This window comes from Streptomyces sp. NPDC048353, assembly GCF_055587165.1.
The window spans coordinates 71,030-87,821 of record NZ_JBVJGU010000014.1 but is presented as its reverse complement, the minus strand read 5'-3'; the positions used below and the strand labels follow the sequence as shown (position 1 = coordinate 87,821).

General features: G+C 73.6%; 12 protein-coding genes and 1 pseudogene. 8 read left to right on the top strand and 5 right to left on the bottom strand.

What is annotated here, in order from left to right; all coding sequences use genetic code 11:
• The first annotated feature begins 222 nt into the window (after nt 1-222).
• Together ACZ6RC_RS32720 and ACZ6RC_RS32715 are read left to right on the top strand one after the other, a co-directional pair.
• Complete coding sequence (locus tag ACZ6RC_RS32720) at nt 223-792, top strand: 2'-5' RNA ligase family protein (RefSeq protein WP_469590312.1); 570 nt, start codon at nt 223-225, stop codon at nt 790-792.
• A 246-nt stretch (nt 793-1,038) separates the two neighbouring features.
• Nucleotides 1,039-2,424: an FAD-binding protein gene (locus ACZ6RC_RS32715; protein WP_469590309.1), complete on the top strand. Its 1,386-nt coding sequence runs from the start codon at nt 1,039-1,041 to the stop codon at nt 2,422-2,424.
• A gap of 9 nt (nt 2,425-2,433) precedes the next feature.
• Here the strand turns inward: ACZ6RC_RS32715 and ACZ6RC_RS32710 are convergent, their stop codons facing one another.
• Complete coding sequence (locus tag ACZ6RC_RS32710) at nt 2,434-2,913, bottom strand: ATP-binding protein (protein ID WP_391132895.1); 480 nt, start codon at nt 2,911-2,913, stop codon at nt 2,434-2,436.
• Between the two features lie 360 nt (nt 2,914-3,273).
• On the opposite strand from ACZ6RC_RS32710, the gene ACZ6RC_RS32705 reads away from it, so the two are divergent.
• The 4 genes from ACZ6RC_RS32705 to ACZ6RC_RS32690 all read left to right on the top strand — a co-directional run bounded on the left by ACZ6RC_RS32705 (nt 3,274) and on the right by ACZ6RC_RS32690 (nt 9,015).
• Nucleotides 3,274-4,086, top strand: coding sequence for a DeoR/GlpR family DNA-binding transcription regulator (locus ACZ6RC_RS32705; protein ID WP_469590307.1), 813 nt, complete (start codon nt 3,274-3,276; stop codon nt 4,084-4,086).
• 97 nt (nt 4,087-4,183) lie between these two features.
• Complete coding sequence (locus ACZ6RC_RS32700) at nt 4,184-5,266, top strand: LacI family DNA-binding transcriptional regulator (RefSeq protein WP_469590323.1); 1,083 nt, start codon at nt 4,184-4,186, stop codon at nt 5,264-5,266.
• 148 nt (nt 5,267-5,414) lie between these two features.
• Nucleotides 5,415-6,392: a formylglycine-generating enzyme family protein gene (locus ACZ6RC_RS32695; RefSeq protein ID WP_469590304.1), complete on the top strand. Its 978-nt coding sequence runs from the start codon at nt 5,415-5,417 to the stop codon at nt 6,390-6,392.
• A 610-nt stretch (nt 6,393-7,002) separates the two neighbouring features.
• Nucleotides 7,003-9,015: a DUF8189 domain-containing protein gene (locus ACZ6RC_RS32690; RefSeq protein ID WP_469590302.1), complete on the top strand. Its 2,013-nt coding sequence runs from the start codon at nt 7,003-7,005 to the stop codon at nt 9,013-9,015.
• 165 nt (nt 9,016-9,180) lie between these two features.
• Here ACZ6RC_RS32690 and ACZ6RC_RS32685 read toward each other — a convergent pair whose 3' ends face one another.
• Entirely contained in the window at nt 9,181-11,946 is a 2,766-nt protein-coding gene (locus ACZ6RC_RS32685) for an AAA family ATPase (protein ID WP_469590299.1), read from the bottom strand.
• Between the two features lie 348 nt (nt 11,947-12,294).
• On the opposite strand from ACZ6RC_RS32685, the gene ACZ6RC_RS32680 reads away from it, so the two are divergent.
• Nucleotides 12,295-12,909, top strand: coding sequence for a TetR/AcrR family transcriptional regulator (locus ACZ6RC_RS32680; protein ID WP_469590295.1), 615 nt, complete (start codon nt 12,295-12,297; stop codon nt 12,907-12,909).
• Between the two features lie 34 nt (nt 12,910-12,943).
• Here ACZ6RC_RS32680 and ACZ6RC_RS32675 read toward each other — a convergent pair whose 3' ends face one another.
• The 3 genes and pseudogenes from ACZ6RC_RS32675 to ACZ6RC_RS32665 form a co-directional block, all read right to left on the bottom strand.
• Nucleotides 12,944-13,447 (bottom strand): hypothetical protein, encoded by a 504-nt coding sequence (locus tag ACZ6RC_RS32675; RefSeq protein WP_391132878.1) that lies wholly within the window; start codon nt 13,445-13,447, stop codon nt 12,944-12,946.
• 139 nt (nt 13,448-13,586) lie between these two features.
• Nucleotides 13,587-14,690, bottom strand: a complete 1,104-nt coding sequence (locus ACZ6RC_RS32670; RefSeq protein ID WP_469590292.1) for a PP2C family protein-serine/threonine phosphatase — start codon at nt 14,688-14,690, stop codon at nt 13,587-13,589.
• Nucleotides 14,691-14,749: 59 nt separating this feature from the next.
• Nucleotides 14,750-15,028: pseudogene (locus ACZ6RC_RS32665) on the bottom strand (TetR-like C-terminal domain-containing protein); the annotation flags it as partial.
• A gap of 310 nt (nt 15,029-15,338) precedes the next feature.
• Here ACZ6RC_RS32665 and rox point away from each other — a divergent pair.
• On the top strand, nt 15,339-16,766 hold the full coding sequence (rox, locus tag ACZ6RC_RS32660; RefSeq protein ID WP_469590289.1) for a rifampin monooxygenase: 1,428 nt from the start codon (nt 15,339-15,341) through the stop codon (nt 16,764-16,766).
• Nucleotides 16,767-16,792 lie beyond the last annotated feature (26 nt).

Here is a 16,792-nt window from a genome sequence, read left to right as displayed (position 1 = left end):
TTTGGTGACCAGGATGACAAGAGCGGAGTGACGAGAGATTGTCACGCTCCGTTCTGCGGGAGCCCGGGGGTGAAATTCCCCCGGGCGACCCAACAGCCGCTCGTCCGCCCGGGTGAGGCCACTCCGCCGCCGCCCACCCGTGTCGGTCGCCGGGGCAATCCCTGCAACGTCGCCGCCCGACGCGGGATCGGCGGAGAGCACGCTCATGTACGGAGGAAGCGCATGGCGAAGGACCACACGACGAACGCCTTCATCTCCCTGAGGGTCCCCGGCACGCTGGTGGACGCCCTGGTGGAGCTGCAGCACGACTGCGCGGACCGGGTCGACCCCCAACAGCCGGAGCACATCCACATCACCCTGGGCTTCATTGGCGGTGCCGACGACCGCAGGCTGGCGGACGTCCGCGGCCTCGTCGAACAGGGGGAGTGGCCCGCTCCGGTCGTCCGCCTGACCGGCGAGGTGCGGCACGGCAGCTGGAGTCTGCGGAAGGACCCCGCCTATCGCTACGACGAGGACGTCGTGCAGAAGGGCGAGCAGGTCCGCCTGGGTGTCGAGCACAGCCCCGAACTGGCCCGCATCCAGGAGGAGATCACGCGAGCCCTGGACATCGTCGAGGAGGGTTTCTGGCCCCATGTGACGCTCGGTCTGGCGCGTGAGGACTTCCCGGCCGCCGAGGTCAAGGGCTTGAGGCTGCCGTCGGCCGGCGGCCCGGCGCCGAGCGTGGACGCGCAGAAGGAGGTGTCTCCCACCGAATACACCCTCCTCGCCCGTCGGGAATTCCCCTCCCGCTGAACGCGTGTCGCCCTCCCCGCTGCCCGCGGGTGCCCGCCGAGCGGCGTCGCCCCGGAGTCGACATGTCGTCTATCTCCTTTCCCAGGTGGATTTTTGGTGGACTCTTCGGCAGGGAAGAGATCACCATGTGAGGAAAGTGTGTCGACGTGCGGGCGCGCCCGGCCGCCTCACCGGGTCGGCACACCGTCCCCCGACTCCACCCGGGCAAGGGGGACGACCCTGCCCCTGACCCGATCTGGAGTACGCGTGACGCCTTCCCACCCCGCCTCCCCGCAGCCCGACGCGGCCGCGGCCGCCCCGGCCGTCGGCGCCTTCGACGCGGTCCCCGCGCTCGACGGGGAGCTGAGCTTCGCCCCGGCCGTCCTCGACGCCGCGTCCACCGACTTCGGCGGTCTCGTCCGGCAGCCGCCCGCCGCTGTCCTGCGGCCCGGATCGGCCGAGGACGTCGCCGCGATGGTCCGCTACTGCCGGGAACGCGGGCTGAAGGTCGCCGCGCGAGGACAGGGGCACTCGACCAACGGGCAGGCGCAGGTGCCCGCCGGGCTCGTCATCGACCTCGGCTGCCTGGACGCGATCGACATCCGCGAGGACACGGCGGTCGTCCAGGGCGGGGTCCGGTGGAGCACCCTGGCCCAGGCCTCCCTGACCCGGGGGCTCACGCCGCCGGCCTTCACCGACTACCTGGAACTCTCGGTCGGCGGCACACTGTCGGCCGGAGGCCTGGGCGGGCAGATCGGCCGCTACGGCACGCAGGTCGACAACGTCGTCGAACTCCAGGTCGTCACCGGCGAAGGCGAGCTCACGACCTGCTCGCCGTCCGAGCGCCCCGACCTCTTCCGAGCCGTCCTCGGCGGCCTCGGCCAGTGCGCCCTCATCACCCGCGCCACGCTCACCCTGGTGCCCGCGCCCCGCTCCGTACGGCACTACGTCCTGATGTTCCCGAGCGTCGCCGCGCTCACCGCGCAGCAGGCCAGGCTGATCGACGAGGGCCGCTTCGACTACCTCGTCGGGCAGGCCCTGCTCACCCCGGACGGCTGGTCCTACATGCTCGAAGCCGCCGCCTACGACGGGACGGCGGCCGACGACGCCCGGCTCACGGCCGACCTGGAGCCCACGACGACACAGGCCCAGGACGTCGACTACTTCGACTTCGTCAACCGGCTCGCCCCCGCGGTGGAGGCGTTCCGGGCGATGGGGGAGTGGCAGCGCCCCCACCCGTGGTACGACAGCCTGCTCCCCGCCTCCACGGTGCACTCGGTCGTCACCGAGACGCTGGCCGGCCTCACGTCGCGCGCGATCGGGGCGACCGCGGTCATCCTGCTGTACCCCATCCTCACCGCCAAGTGCGCGACCCCGCTCCCGGTCATGCCCGACGAGGAACTCGTCTACCTCTTCTCCCTGCTCAAGACCGCCTCCCCCGGAGTCGATCCGGCGGAGGAAATGGTCGCCGCGAACCGCCGCCAGTACGACGCCACCCGCGAAGCGGGCGGCTGCTGGTACCCGATCGGATCGGTGCCCCTCACCCGGGACGACTGGGAGCGCCATTTCGGCGCCTTCTGGCCGGAGTTCGAGGCCGCCCGGCACCGCTACGACCCCGACGGCGTCCTCACGCCAGGCCAGCGCATCTTCTGACCCGGGCGTTCAGGCCGCGGCGAGCCGCGCCCAGTGGATGGCCGTACCGTCCGGGAGGGTGTCCGTCTCCCGGACGTCGGTCAGCGCCTCGACGATGCCCAGCCCCCGGCCGTGCTCCTCGTCCGTGCAGGAGGACGTCCAGGGGCCGTCGTGCGGCGCCGGCCCGCCGTCGGAGACGCCCACCCAGACCCGCCGCTGCGCCGGATCGCGGTGGAGGTGCAGGACCAGGGGCGGCAGCGCGTGCTCGACCGCGTTGGTCACCAGCTCCGAGACGACCAGCGCGACCGAGTCCGCGTCGGGCACCACCCACCGGTCCAGCAGCTCCCGCGCGAGGCGCCGAGCCGCACCGACCGCCTGCGGGCAGTGGTCGAGCGGGCGGACGACACCGGCGGTCGGGGAGTGACAGGAACGCGGCGGGAGGGAACGTACTCCCACGTCGTCACCGCCCGTGTCGAAGCGGACGGCGTCGTGGGGATCAGTGACGTACATGGGGACTCCGGAAGATCTCTCTCCAAAAGGTGACTCTTGCGAGCTTTGCCCCCCATGCAACCGTCTGGTCGGTCGGTCCGGATCGGGGAAAGTCCCTAGGCCGTGTCCGGAAAGTCCCGCCTGGCCCGCGACGCCTGGCCCCGGGCCCGTGACGCCTGGCCCGGGCCCGCGACGCCTGGCCCCGGGCCCGCGACGCCTGGCCCCGGGCCGGGGCGTCCTAGGGACTTTCCCCGATCCCCTCGGTGCGCGGGCGGGCGAGCCTGGTCGGGGCCCACAAGGCCCCGGACGACGAGGCGCGAGGCCTCGGGCAGCCGAACCGTCAGCCTGCCGGATCCTCGCTGACGGCGGGACGGAGAACCTGTGAGTGACCGCTCGCGCGACACGCGCATCTCGATGATCCTGGCGCTCCTCGCGCAGAGGCGGGAAGTGCAGGTGCGCTTTCTGCCCTCCCGTCTCGGCGTCTCCGGCGCCACGGTCCGCCGCGACCTGGCCGTGATGGAGGAGAAGGGCCTGATCCGCCGGTCGTACGGCAAGATCGCCGCGGCGCACCGCGGAGCGGAACCACCCGTGAGCCTGCGCGGTTCCCAGCACACCGAGGCCAAGCGCCGCATCGGGGCCCTCGCCTCGACCCTGATACCGTCCCGGCCCCTCACGGTGGCGCTGGGGGGCGGCAGCACCGTCGGCTTCGTCGCCAAGAGCCTGGCGGGACGGGCGGGCCTCACCGTCGTCACCAACGGGCTCGACACGGCGACCTCGCTCATGGCCCGGCAGCTGGTGAAAGTGGTGGTCACCGGTGGCACGGCTCGCCCGCTCTCCCACGATCTCGTCGGGACCGTCGCCGAGAAGACCCTGCGCTCCTACCGGTTCGACGTCGCCGTCGTCGGGACGGACGGCATCAGTCCGCAGGTCGGGCTGACGCGCTACACCGCCCCCGGCGCGGAGATCGACCGGATCATGCTCCAGCAGGCCGAGTACACGATCGTCGTCGCGGACAGTTCGAAGCTCGGCGCGGTGCAGCGGGCGAAGACGGTCGGACTGGCCTCCATCGACACCCTGGTCACCGACTCGCTGGCCAACGCCGACATGGTCGCCTCCCTCCGCCGGTGCGGTGTGCGCACCACCGTGGTGATGGTCCCGGCCGCCGCGAAGGGCCACCGTGCCCACTCCGTCTGACCCCGGCCCGGGTCCCGGCCCCGCCCTCGACGTCCCCGCCGAGCGCCGCGGCGACCGGAAGCGGCGTACGGAGGCACGGTGGCCGCGCCGCGTCTCGATGGCCGAGGTCGCCTCGCTCGCCGGTGTCTCCGCGCAGACCGTCTCACGCGTCGCGAACGGCGATCCTGCCGTCTCCCCGCGCACCCGCCGGAAGGTGCTGGACGCCATGGGCACGCTCGACTACCGCCCTAACAGCGCCGCCCGGGCGCTCAGACGAGGTGACTTCCGCACCCTCGGCGTGATCACCAGGGGCCTCTCCGACAGCGGCACCGCGCCCGGCACCGGCGACGTACGGACGCTGGAGGCCCTCGTCACCAGCGCCGCCCACGAGGGTTACGCGGTCACGCTTATCCCCTTGGACGCGCTGAACCAGGAGGACGTCACGGGCGCGTTCGCCCGGTTCGACGAACTCGCCGTGGACGCGGTGGCGCTGATGGTGGAGCTTCCCCTCCTCGACACGGCCCTCCTCGCCGTACCACCGCACGCCAAGGTCGTCGTGGTGGAGTCCGACGCCTCGGGACCCTTCCCCGCCGTGGGCACGGACCAGCGCCAAGGCGCCGACACGGCGGTCCGCCACCTACTGGGCCTCGGCCACCGCACCGTCTGGCACGTGGCCGGCCCGGAGGGGTCGACCGCCGCCCGTCACCGGGCGGCCGCCTGGGAGGAGGCCCTGCGCCGCGCGGGCCGTCCGATCCCGCCGCCGCTCAGGGGTGACGGGACCGCCGGCTCCGGCCATACGGCCGGCCTGCGTCTGGCCCGCGAACCCGACTGTACGGCCGTGTTCGCGGCCGACGACCAGATGGCCCTCGGCGTCCTGCGCGCCCTGCACGAGTCCGGACGGCGGGTGCCCGAGGACGTCAGCGTCGTCGGCTTCGGCGACATCCCGACGGCGGGATCGCTCATACCGCCGCTGACGACGATCCGTGTGGACCGCGCCGCTCTCGGCCGGCTGTGCGTCGACGCGATGGTGCGGCAACTGCGCGGGGAGTTGCCGACGGGCACCACCCTGGTGCCGACGGCGCTGGTCGAGCGCGAGAGCACCGCCACGCCCCCGCGCCGCCCCGACCCGCTGTCCTCGGTCTTCCGACCGCGGGCCTCCGGAGTCGCCGACTGGTGCCACTGCCGCACCTGTACGGGGTGAGGCGGGCGCCGTCGTCCAAGGAGCGGCGGGGGAGGGGCGGGGCGCTCAGACGTCCCGGCATGACGACTCCAGAGCGTGGGGTTTTCGGACGATCTTGGGGAACGGGCTGGTGGTTCTGATATTCCGTGTCCCGACCAGGAGGTGTCCATTGACCGCACATGAGGTCGGCGTGACGAACGGGAAGACTCCGAGGGGCGGCTCCCCCCGCCGCACGCCCGACGCGGCGCCCCGGACGAGACCCGCGGCGCCCGCCCTCCGCAGGGCGCGGCGAGCGTCCGGCGCGAGGATGGTGTCCGTGCCCGGCGGGACGTTCCGCATGGGCAACGAGGACGGGCTCGCCAACCCCGGTGACGGGGAGGCACCGGTGCGAGAGGTCACCGTCTCGCCGTTCCGCTTGGACGAGACGGCGGTGACCAACGCCCGCTTCGCCGCCTTCGTCAAGGAGACCGGATACGTCACCGGCGCCGAGCGGTCCGGCTGGTCCCGCGTCTTCGCGGGCTTCCTCGCCCCGGACCTCGAGCGCGCGAGCCGCACCCCGGCCGGGGCCCCCTGGTGGCGGGCCGTGGAGGGGGCGTCCTGGCGTCTTCCCGAGGGCCCGGGCTCCGCCATCGGCGACCGCGCCCGGCACCCCGTCGTCCATGTGACCTGGGACGACGCCCAGGCCTACGCGGCGTGGGCGGGGCGAAGGCTGCCGACCGAGGCCGAGTGGGAGTACGCGGCACGCGGCGGCCTCGACCAGGCGCGCTATCCGTGGGGCGACGAGCTGACTCCGCGCGGCCGGTGGCGCTGCAACATCTGGCAGGGCGATTTCCCCGAGGGGGACACCGCCGACGACGGCTACGCGGGAACCGCTCCCGTCGACGCGTACCGGTCCAACGCCTACGGCCTGTGCAACATGGTCGGCAACGTGTGGGAGTGGGTGGCCGACCGTTTCACCGCCGAGCACCCGTCCGCTCCCCGCACCGACCCGCGCGGCCCCGAGGAGGGCGAGGACCGGGTCCTGCGCGGCGGCTCGTACCTGTGCCACGACGCCTCCTGCAACCGCCACCGCGTGGCCTCCCGTACCGCCCGCGCGCCCGGCTCCAGCGGCGGCGACCGCGGCTTCCGCTGCGCCGCCGACGCCTGACGGCGGACCGCACAACGCTCATCCGGAGTGAGCGTTTCACCTGGCCGGAAGAGGTGCCCACGGCGGCCTGAAGCGTACGGACGGGCGGGGGAGGGGGTCGGGCTCCGCTCCCGTCACGTGCGGTGTTGCCACCGGTGCCGCCCGGCTCCGGACGCCGGTCCGCTCCGGCTGCGACCGGTCGGTAACTTCGCGGCCGAGCAGGCTGGTTGACGGCCCTTTCGCCCCGTCCTCATGCTCTGGCGACCCCGGGCGCGCCCACGCACCGGACACGGATGCGCCAGATCCTCACCGACCGGCAGCGAACGGTGTGGAGACGGCGCGAACACCGATGACGGCGTGGTCGGGCCCGCCCCACACCGGAAGGAAGACGGACATGAACGAAGCCGGCAGAGCGGGGCGTCGAGGGCTGACGCTAGGGGTGTTGTCGGTCGTCCTCGGTACGCTCGCCACCGGTACCGCGACCGCGGTACCCACTGTCACGGGGCCCGCTCCCACGACACCGGCCCTCACGACACCGGCTCTTGCGGGCGCCGCCGCCGCGGGCAGGGCTCCCGCGTCCCACCCGGCGCGTCCCGCGCGGACGTCCGAGGCGATCGACCTCGGCTCGTGGATGTCCCAACTCGCCGGCACCCTCGGGAACCGCCCCCTCAACGGGATCGTGATGCCCGGCAGCCATGACGCCGGGACCGCGGGCATCACCAAGGACAGCGGCATGTGCGACGCCGGCGACACCGTCGACGTCGCCCGCTCGTGGCCGGAGCTGGCGGCCGGGATGTCCCGCACCCAGAGCGGCTCGCTCGTGCAGCAGCTCGACGCCGGCTCCCGCTATCTCGACCTGCGCCTCTGCAAGCAGGGCGACCGCTGGTACAGCTACCACGGCGGGCCGCTGGGACGGCTGTTCTTCGACGCGCGCGGCCCGTTGGGCATCACCGTGCCGGGCGAGGCGCGCGAACTCGCCGACTGGATCCGGCGGCACCCGCGCGAGATCGTCATCCTCCGGGTCAAGACCACCGGCCCCGCCGCCACGCTCAAGGAGGACAGCCGCGCGGCCGTCACCGAACTGGGCGGCCTGGTCGGCGGCGGCCGGCCCGGCAACCCGGCGATCGCCGACGGATCGCTCGGCCCCACCTCCACGTACGACCAGTTCATGGCCGCCGGCAAACACGTGGTCCTCGTCGACGACACCGACAGCACCTCCTACCCCTGGGCCTGGCGACAGCCCCTCGTCCAGGACTACCGCGGCAGCTACGTCGGCGTCAGCGGCGACTGGAAGGACATCCTCAAGGGCGCCCTCGACCCCGGCCTGCGAAAGAAGACGTACGACGCGGTGCTCCGGCGCGGCGACGAGGTGCTCGGCAGGACGCCGGACGCGGGCAGCGAGCGGAAGCTCTTCGTCCAGCAGGCCATCATCGACCCCACCCACTCCATACCGGACGCGGCGATGATCCAGATCGCCCGGATGCTGCGGCTGGTGTCGGCCTGGGAGGCCGACAACTACCTGATCAGCATGGAGAACGAGCTGAACGCCCGACTGCTCGCCAAGCTGCGGGCCGAGTGGAACCACACCGGCGTCACCGACAACATGAACATCGTCATGACGGACGACGTGAACCAGAACCGGGCCGGGGTGGCCGCCGGTGAACTCCAGCGGGAGATCATCTCCAAGAACCTTCCGCAGCGGGTCACGGCGCACACCTTCCACCAGGCCACCCGCCGCGCCGACGGCACCTGGACCGGACCGAGCCCGCTGAGCGGGGTCGGTCAGGCCTTCCGCTTCGCCGGACCCCGACAGGCCGTGAGCGCCATGCCCGACGGCGGCGTCCAGGTCCTCGGCGTCGGGCTGGACGGCAACATCTGGCACGACATCCTCCGGCGCGACGGCGGCCGGCAGGGCTGGAACCTCCTGCCGGCAGCCGACAACCGGGCCGGCGGCTTCGCCGCCCGGGACATCGCCGTCACGGGCACGCCCGACGGCGACGCCCAGATCGTCGCCGTCGGCAAGGACGGCTACGCGTACCACAACATCCGGCACGCCGACGGGAGTTGGCAGGGCTGGTCCTCCATGCCGGGCCAGGACGACGGACTGGTGAAGGCGACCAGGGTCGCCGCCGCCGGCATGCCCGACGGCTCCGCGCAGATCCTCGTCTACGGCGCCGACGGCAGGATGCGCCTGGGTATCCGGGCCGCCGACGGCAGTTGGAGCCCGTGGTCGGTCGTCGCGGGCGTCAACGCCCCGGACTTCGCCGGACCCGCCCTGTCGATCGCGGCCCTGCCGAACGGCGACAGCCAGATCGCGGCGATCGGCAACGACGGCAACATCTGGCACACCCTCCGCCGCGGCGACGGTACGTGGTCGGGGTGGGGAACCCCGGCCGGGGTGTCCGGCGGCGCGATGGGGGCCTCCGCGGTCGCCCTGGCCGGCCTGCCCGACGGCTCCGCCCAGGTGGCCGCCGTCGGACGCGACGGATACGTCCACCACGCCGCACGCCACGCGGACGGGGGCTGGACCCCGTTCCTGCGCGTGGGCGGCGTCCGGGGGGCCGCCGGCTTCGCGGGCGACCAGGTCGGCATCGCCGGCCTCCCCGACGGCTCCACCCGGCTCCTCCTCACCGCCCGCCCGTGACGTCCACCCGGGAGTAAGGCTGCCCCTTCCCCTCGCGCGGAGCGAAGCCCCCGGGCGCCCTGTTCCACCGCGGTGGAACAGGGCGCCCAGGGGCCGCAGCCCGGGCCGGAACGCTCACTTCCGTGAGCGTTTCCCAGGCCCGGACAGGGGGCCGCCCCCGTCCCCTCAGCTCTCCCGGGACTGCTCGCCGGACTCCCCGGACTGCATCAGATCGCGCAGCTCCCGCCGGCCCTTGATGGCGTTCTTGGCGTAGATGTTCGCCAGGTGGTACTCCACCGTCTTCACGCTGAGGTACAGCTCCGCCGCGATCTCCCGGTTCGTCCAGCCACGGCCGACCAGCCCGGCGATGTCCCGTTCCCGGTCCGACAACCCGTGCCCGAAGCCCCCGCCGTCCCCGCGCCGCGCCGACGACGTGCCGAGCCCGTCCAGCAGCGCGCGACAGCGCAGGCGGAACGGCTCCGCGCCGAGGCCGGCGAAGACCTTCTCGGCGGCACGCAGATGCTCGCGCGCGCCCTGCGTGTCGCCGGTGGCGAGCAGCACGGCGCCCAGGTCCTGCCGCGCACACGCCTTGTGCAGCACCGGGTCGCCGCCGTCCGCGGCCACCGCGAGCGCGTCCGTGTAGGCGCGCACGGCGGCTTCCGGCGCGCCTTCGGCGACGGCGATCGCGCCGCCGACCCACTTGCCCACCACCGGGAGCAGCGCGCCGTGCGGCCGCGCCGCCGCCAGCTGGCGCTGCACGGCCCGGGCCCGGCCGGTGTCGCCGGTCCGCGCGTACGCCACCCCGAGCAACGGCACGTGCCGGAGGGCGTACAGGCGCGCACGGCTCTCGTTGACGGGGTCGTCCACGGCCGGGCCGATGAGCGCCACCACCTTCTCGTAGTCCTCCGCGGCGAACTCCACCACCGCCTGGGAGGTGGCGATGTGGAAGTCGGGGCCCTCGAAATCCGCCGAGGCCACGGCCCGTGCCTCCCGCATCGCGGCCCGCGCCTCGTCGAACCGGCCGCTGAAGGCGTGCAGGACGGCGATGAAGCAGTTGAGCGCGAACGAGTCGGAGGCGCGCCCGGTGGTGTGCGCGATGTCGAGCGCCACCGAGAGGTTGCGCCGGGCGTCCTGCCATTCGCCGAGGGCGAAGTGGCTCCACAGGCTGTGGGTCAGCGCGGAGACGCTGCTGATCCTCGACACCCCCACGTCGCGCCGCCGGGCCGCCGCCGAGAGGTCGTTCAGGCCTCCCGCGAGATCTCCTGCGAGGCTGCGGAACATGCCCCGGTAGATGAGGGCGTCGGTGTGGGTGGGAGGGACCCGGACGGGGAGGTCGGGCAGCTCGCCGAGGTGCTCGAGGCCGACGGCGGGGCCGCCGATGAGGGCGTGGCCGTACGCCAGGTTCGCCTGCGCCATCCCCCGTATGGTCGCGTCGTCGGTGTGCCGCAGGGCGAACCGGGAGGTCGCGAGCGTCGCCTGCCCGAGCCCCAGCGAGCCTTCCGCGACGCCCAGTTCGGCGGCGGCGGACGCGGCCAGGGCCGTCTCCCCGCGGGCGGTGAAGGCCTCCCGCGCCCGCGCGAGATACGTACGGGCCCGGGCGTCCTTGCCCTGCGCCAGGCTGAGCAGGCCCAGCGCCTCGTCGCGCTGCGGCCCGTCGGGGGAGGCGAGGACGGTCGCCTCGTGGCGCAGCGCGGTGCGCGGCTGACCGCCCGTCACCTGCAGGCGTACGGCCGAGACCAGCGCCTCCTGCCGCTGCCGGACCTCCGGCTCGACCTGGGAGGAGGCGAGCAGATACGTGGCCGCGAGCGCCGCGTGACCGGCGGCCACCTCCCGGGTGGCGGCGTCCCGCAACTCCGCGGCGAGCGGCGCGTCGTAACTCTCCGCCGCCGCCACCCGGTGCCGCCAGCTCTCCGGCGGACCCAGGATCCGGGCGACCCTGAGGTGCATCCGGTCGCGTTCCGCACGGGGGAGGGCGGCGTACAGCGCGTCCCGCTGGCCGGCGTGGACCAGCCCCAGGGTCGGCGCGGCGCCCGGGACCCACACGGCGGCGTGCTGCTCCACCAGGCGGTCGGCGTCGGCGCCGACCGAGTCGGAGTCCAGCAGCCGGCCCAGGAGCGGGACGGGCGCCGGGGCGTCGAGGACGGCGAGCATGTCGAGGAGCGCGCGGCTCGACGGGGGGAAGGACCGCGACCAGGCGCCGACGGCTTCCCGAAGCGACGTGGGAACGCTCGTGACGGCCGGGTCGTCGGGGAGGTCGCCTCCGAAGGCGCCGACCGCGGCCTCCAGGAAGAGGGGGTTGCCGTTGCTCCACACCGCGAGGTTCCGCAGCCGCCCCTCCGAGTGCGGCCGGGAGGTCCGGTCCTCGACGAAGTCGCGTGTCTCGTCCGGGGTGAAGCCGGTGAGTCCGATGTGCTCCGGTGCCGGCTCCAGGTCCGTCAGGCCCATGTGCCGTACGGTCCGGGCGGCGTGCTGCGTGGAGACGACGGTCAGTACGCGCTCCGCCCGCTGCCGCAGCAGGGCGAAGCCGATGGCCTGCAAGGACTCCATGTCGATCCGGTGCGCGTCGTCCAGCCAGAACAGCACCGGCGCGCGCTCGAGCAGGGCGTCCAGCAGGTCGATGACCGCCGCGCCCGTCCCGAGCACCGACAGCTGAGGGTCCGGGCGTTCCCGCCCGGGCGCCCCCGCCGGGTAGGCGCCGCCGTCGGTGAGGAGACCGGTGACGGTGTAGAAGGGCAGCTCGGTCTTCGGGGGCACGTCCCACGTCCTGAGGACGGTGAACTCCTTGTCGACCCGCTCCGCGAAATGGTCGACGAGGACGGTCTTGCCCATGCCCGCGGAGCCCGAGACCACGACGACCCGGGGGACCCCACGGGCGGCGGTCCGTGCGGCGGCCCGCAGGACTCCCAACTCGCGGGAGCGCCCGATGAACCGGCGGCCACGGGACTCGTTCATGCGTACTCCCGACGCTGATGCTCGACGGGATCAGCAGTTCCTCGCATTCTACCGACGGCCCCGTCCCGCCTGCTGGAGCGGCGGGCGGGGCGGTACGGGGCGCGTCGCCGGAGGGACGACGCGGCCGGACCCGGGGGTGAGGTGCTGCCGGCGGGGAGGGAGCCGGCGTCGCGAAGCCCCGGCGGACCCGCCCTAGGGGAAATCCCTGGTCCGCCGGGGCGCGGGCCGCGGTTGACTGAGTCGCACCGAAGCAGGACGGATACGGCGCCGAAGCGGGACGCGTACAGCGGCGAAGCGGGGCGCGCGCGGCACAGCGGCACGACGCACACAGTCGGAGGAACCACCAGCATGGCCGAGGCACTCACCGGGCCGACGCGTCGTCGGAGACTCACCCCGGAGCGCCGGCGCGAGCTCCTGCGCGTGACCGCCCAACTCGTCGGCGAGGTCGGCTACGACCAGGTGACCATGGCCGCGGTCGCGCAACGGGGGCGGTGCAGCACGGCCACGCTCTACCGGCAGTGGCAGAGCAAGCCCCGGCTGGTGATCTCGGCCTGGAAGGAGCTCTCCGGCGAACACGGACACGGCCTGGAGCGCGTCGACACGGGCAGCCTGCGCGGTGACCTGATGGCCCTGGTGGAGCGCCTGCTGGCCGACGAGGCGGGCGGGGGCGCGTTCATCTCCGTCCCCGCCGTCATCGTCCAGGACGAGACCGTCATGGAGATCGCCCGCGAGATCCTGATCGACCCCCTCCTGAAGGATCTGTCCGCGCTCCTCGACCGCGCCGTGGACCGGGGAGAGATCGAGGCCGCCAACCCGATCGTCGGCCTCACCCACCAGGTCCTGCTCGGCACCTGGCTCGCGCAGACCATCGTGCACCGGACGCCGGCCACCCGTGAGCTGATGGAGACCGTCGTCGACCTGGTGCTGCTGCCGACCCTGGTCGTCCGCTACCACCCGGCCTGACCCCCACGAGGACCGGCCCGGCCGGGGAGCGTGGTCAACCGGCCGGGACCGGCGCGGGGGTTACGGCCGCGTGGTGGCAGCCGCTGTCGTCGGGGGCGGTGACGGGGATGCGCATCCTGCGCAGCAGATCACGGGTGGTACGGACGGTCAGGGTGCTGCGCCAGGTGACGTCCGGGTGGCGGGAACGCAGGTGGGAGAGGGCGCGGGTGCCGAGCCCGGTGGAGTGGAACGGGCGGTCGATGTCGAGGGCCGTGACGACGCCCGCGGCGCAGTTCGCGCAGATGCGGTAGTGCACCTGCCCGATGACCCTGCGGCCGTGCACGAGGAGCAGGCACTCCTCTCCGGGCCCGGGGTCGCCGGGGAGGTGCGAGGACAGGAACTCGACGGCGCGGTACGCCAGCAGCCGGCGGCGCAGCCGCCCACGGGCCGTGCCGCGGCGCCCGTGTCTGCCGCCGCGTGCGGAGGCCTGGGCGTCGAAGACGGAACGGAACAGGGTGCTCGTCGGGGTGTTCGTCGGGCGCGCGTGTTCTCCGGACATGACCTTCGTGTGCCCTGACGAAGGCATCTGACGCTCCCTCGGACGAGTGGCCCGCCCGGAAGGCGCGGCATGGGCGCCTACCGGGCCGGTGAGGCCGGTCGGCGTCAGTCGACACACCGGCCGGCCGCACGGGCCGGGCTCAGTCCTCCGGCAGCCGCCGGATCGCGACCATGGCGGCGTCGTCGCCGAGACGGCCGTGCGGGGTGTGCGCGAGCAGGTCCTCGCGCAGACGGCGCAGGAGGGCCCGGGGGTCCGCCTCCGCGAAGGTGCCGAGGCGTTCGGCCAAGGGATAGAAGGTGCCGATGGCGTCGCGGGCCTCGATGACCCCGTCGGTGTAGAGCAGCACGACATCGCCGGCTTCGAAGGGGAACACCTCGGGTGTCAGGACGGCGCGGCCCGCGAACTCGGTCAGCCCGAGAGGCGGCGCCGGCAGGCGGACCTCCAGCGGCGTCACCACGCCGTTCCGCAGGAGCAGCGGCGGCGGATGCCCGCAGTTGACCAGGTGGAGCGTCGGCGTGCTGTCGGGGACGTCCAGCAGAGCGGCGGTGATGAACGCCTCGCCGGGCTCCTCCTCCGCGGCGCCGGCCCCCGGGTCGCCCAGGCTCGACGATACGGTCCCCTCCAGGTACGTCACCAGCAGGGAGAGTTCGGCCTGCCGGTGGGCGGCGGCCCGGAACGCGCCGAGGAGCAGGGCCGCGTCCCCGACCGCCTCCATGCCCTTGCCGCGTACGTCCCCGATCATCAGCCGGGTCCCCTGGGACGTGCGCGCGGCGGCGAACAGGTCCCCGCCGATCTGCGCCTCGTCCTCGGCGGCCAGGTAGACGGAGGCCAGCCGCAGGCTCCCGATACGGTCCGGCAGGGGCCGCAGGACGACCTCCTGTGCGGCCTCGGCGACGTACCGGAGCTGTGTCATCTCCTTCTCGTGCCGCTCCCGCAGCGCCGCGAAGAAGGTGACGAACGCGGAGATCAGGATCAGCGCGATGATCTGGAAGGTGTGGTTCAGGTCCGTGAGGCTGGTGCGTACCAGGGCCACGGCCATCTGGGCCAGCACGGCCACCGCGCCGATCAGGCCGGTCGTCCTCGGCCCGGCGAACGAGGCCGTGACCGCCGGCGCCGCCGCCAGGAACGGCCCGAGGTGCACCTCCGGCGGAGCGAGGATGTCCACCACCGTGACGACCACGATGAGGCCGAGCGGGACCGCGAGCAGGGCGTGCCGGCGATTCGCGTCCGTCTGCACCCGCACGATGGATGTGCACCTCCGCCGAGTCGATATGCGGTGATCTGTGATGATCAGGGTGCACCCTAACCCTCCCGACCGGCCGAAGCGCGGCTGACGGGCCCGCCCGTCGCCGGCTCACGGTGTCTCGGGCGCGGTGGCAGCACTGTCTCGAGTTCGGCCGCGAAGAGTCGGGCGGGGTCGAGGTCCATGCCGGCGAAGTGGCCGGCGAGCTCCAGCGACAGCACGCCGTGCAGACGGGTCCAGAAGGTCAGGAACCGATGGAGGGCCTCCGCCGGGGCCGGGGACTCGAGGGCTGGCTGCGCGACCTGAAGACGGCCGCCGAAGCGCGCCACTCCTCCGCAGCGCGCTGACCCCTGCGCGCCCGCGCTAGGTGGGGGCATGGGACGGACACGACAAAGGCAAGGAGTCACCGACTCCTTGCCACTCTCAAGGTATAGCGCACAGGGGGGCTTGCGGCAAGGCCGGGTCCGTCCCGCAGAATGATCCGCCCAAGGCCAGGACCTGCGGAAACGGCGGATCCACCACCGGCGGGTCCACCACCGTGGCGCGCGGTCGTACGGAGACGTACGGGGTCGCCCGCGGTGGGGCGCCGTGTCCGCCGACCCGTACGGAGCGGCCGGCCCCACCCCCTCTCGTGAAACGGACGTTGTGATGATTGACGTGATCGTGGTCGGCGGCGGCCCGACCGGCTTGATGCTGGCCGCCGAACTGCGGCTGCACGGCGTACACGTGGTCGTGCTGGAGCGGCTGACCGAGCGGAGCGAACAGTCCCGAGGCCAGGGCCTCCACGCGCGCAGCGTCGAGATCATGGACCAGCGCGGCCTGCTGGACCGGTTCCTCGCGGTGAGTGAGACGTTCCAGGCGGGCGGCCTCTTCGGCGGCATCATCAAGCCGTGGCCCCAGGATCTGGACACCGCCCACCCGTACGGCATCGCCATCCCGCAGCCGCTCACCGAGCGACTGCTCGAGGAGCACGCCCGCGAGGCAGGCGTGGAGCTCCGGCGCGGCAGCGACGTCGTCGGGCTGAGCCAGGACGCGGACGCGGTGACCGTCGAGCTGGCGGACGGCACGCGCCTGCGGTCGCGGTACCTCGTCGGATGCGACGGCGGGCGCAGCCTGGTGCGCAAGCAGCTCGGCATCGGGTTCCCTGGCGAGCCCGCGACGGTCGAGACGCTCCTGGGGGAGATGGAGCTCACGGCGGATCCGGAGACGATCGCCGCCGTCGGCGAGGAGGTCCGCAAGACCCAACTGCGCTTCGGGGCCGCCCCCCTCGGGGAGGGGGTGTACCGCGTCGTCGTCCCCGCCGACGGCGTGGCCGAGGACCGGGCGGCCCCGCCGACCCTCGACGACTTCCGGCGGCAGCTCCGGGCGTTCGCGGGCACCGACTTCGGCGCTCGCTCGCCGCGCTGGCTCTCCCGGTTCGGCGACGCCACCCGCCAGGCCGAGCACTACCGCGTCGGCCGGGTGCTGCTCGCCGGCGACGCGGCGCACGTCCACCCGCCGACCGGCGGGCAGGGGCTCAACCTCGGCGTCCAGGACGCCTTCAACCTGGGATGGAAGCTGGCGGCCGCCGTCGACGGCTGGGCGCCCGAGGGGCTGCTCGACAGCTACCACGCCGAGAGGCACCCGGTGGGCGCCCGCGTCCTCGCCAACACCCGCGCCCAGATCACCCTGCTGGGATCCGACCCGGGGGCGACCGCGCTGCGGGAGCTGTTCTCCCGTCTGATGGACTTCGAGGAGGTCAACCGGTACATCACCGGGATGATCACCGCGGTGGAGGTGCGCTACGACCTCGGCGAGGGCCACGAGCTCCTCGGGCGGCGGATGCGGGATCTGCGGCTGAAGCGGGGGCGCCTCTACGAGCTGACGCACCGGGGCCGCGGGCTGCTGCTCGACCAGACCGGACGGCTCTCGGTGGAGGGCTGGGCGGACCGGGTCGACCACGTCATCGACGTCTGCGAGGAGCTCGACGTCCCCGCCGTGCTGCTGCGGCCGGACGGCCATGTGGCGTGGGCCGGTGAAGACCGGCAGGACCTCCTCGACCGGCTCCCCCGGTGGTTCGGCGCCCCCACCGGCTGAGCCCGCGGGTCGCACACCGGGACGAC

Excerpts from the sequence above, each read along its gene's own strand:
- ACZ6RC_RS32720 (WP_469590312.1), top strand. The coding sequence starts at position 223 with ATGGCGAAGGACCACACGACGAACGCCTTCATCTCCCTGAGGGTCCCC.
- ACZ6RC_RS32710 (WP_391132895.1), bottom strand. The coding sequence starts at position 2,913 with ATGTACGTCACTGATCCCCACGACGCCGTCCGCTTCGACACGGGCGGT.
- ACZ6RC_RS32700 (WP_469590323.1), top strand. The coding sequence starts at position 4,184 with ATGGCCGAGGTCGCCTCGCTCGCCGGTGTCTCCGCGCAGACCGTCTCA.
- ACZ6RC_RS32690 (WP_469590302.1), top strand. The coding sequence starts at position 7,003 with ATGTCCCAACTCGCCGGCACCCTCGGGAACCGCCCCCTCAACGGGATC.
- ACZ6RC_RS32685 (WP_469590299.1), bottom strand. The coding sequence starts at position 11,946 with ATGAACGAGTCCCGTGGCCGCCGGTTCATCGGGCGCTCCCGCGAGTTG.
- ACZ6RC_RS32680 (WP_469590295.1), top strand. The coding sequence starts at position 12,295 with ATGGCCGAGGCACTCACCGGGCCGACGCGTCGTCGGAGACTCACCCCG.
- ACZ6RC_RS32675 (WP_391132878.1), bottom strand. The coding sequence starts at position 13,447 with ATGTCCGGAGAACACGCGCGCCCGACGAACACCCCGACGAGCACCCTG.
- rox (WP_469590289.1), top strand. The coding sequence starts at position 15,339 with ATGATTGACGTGATCGTGGTCGGCGGCGGCCCGACCGGCTTGATGCTG.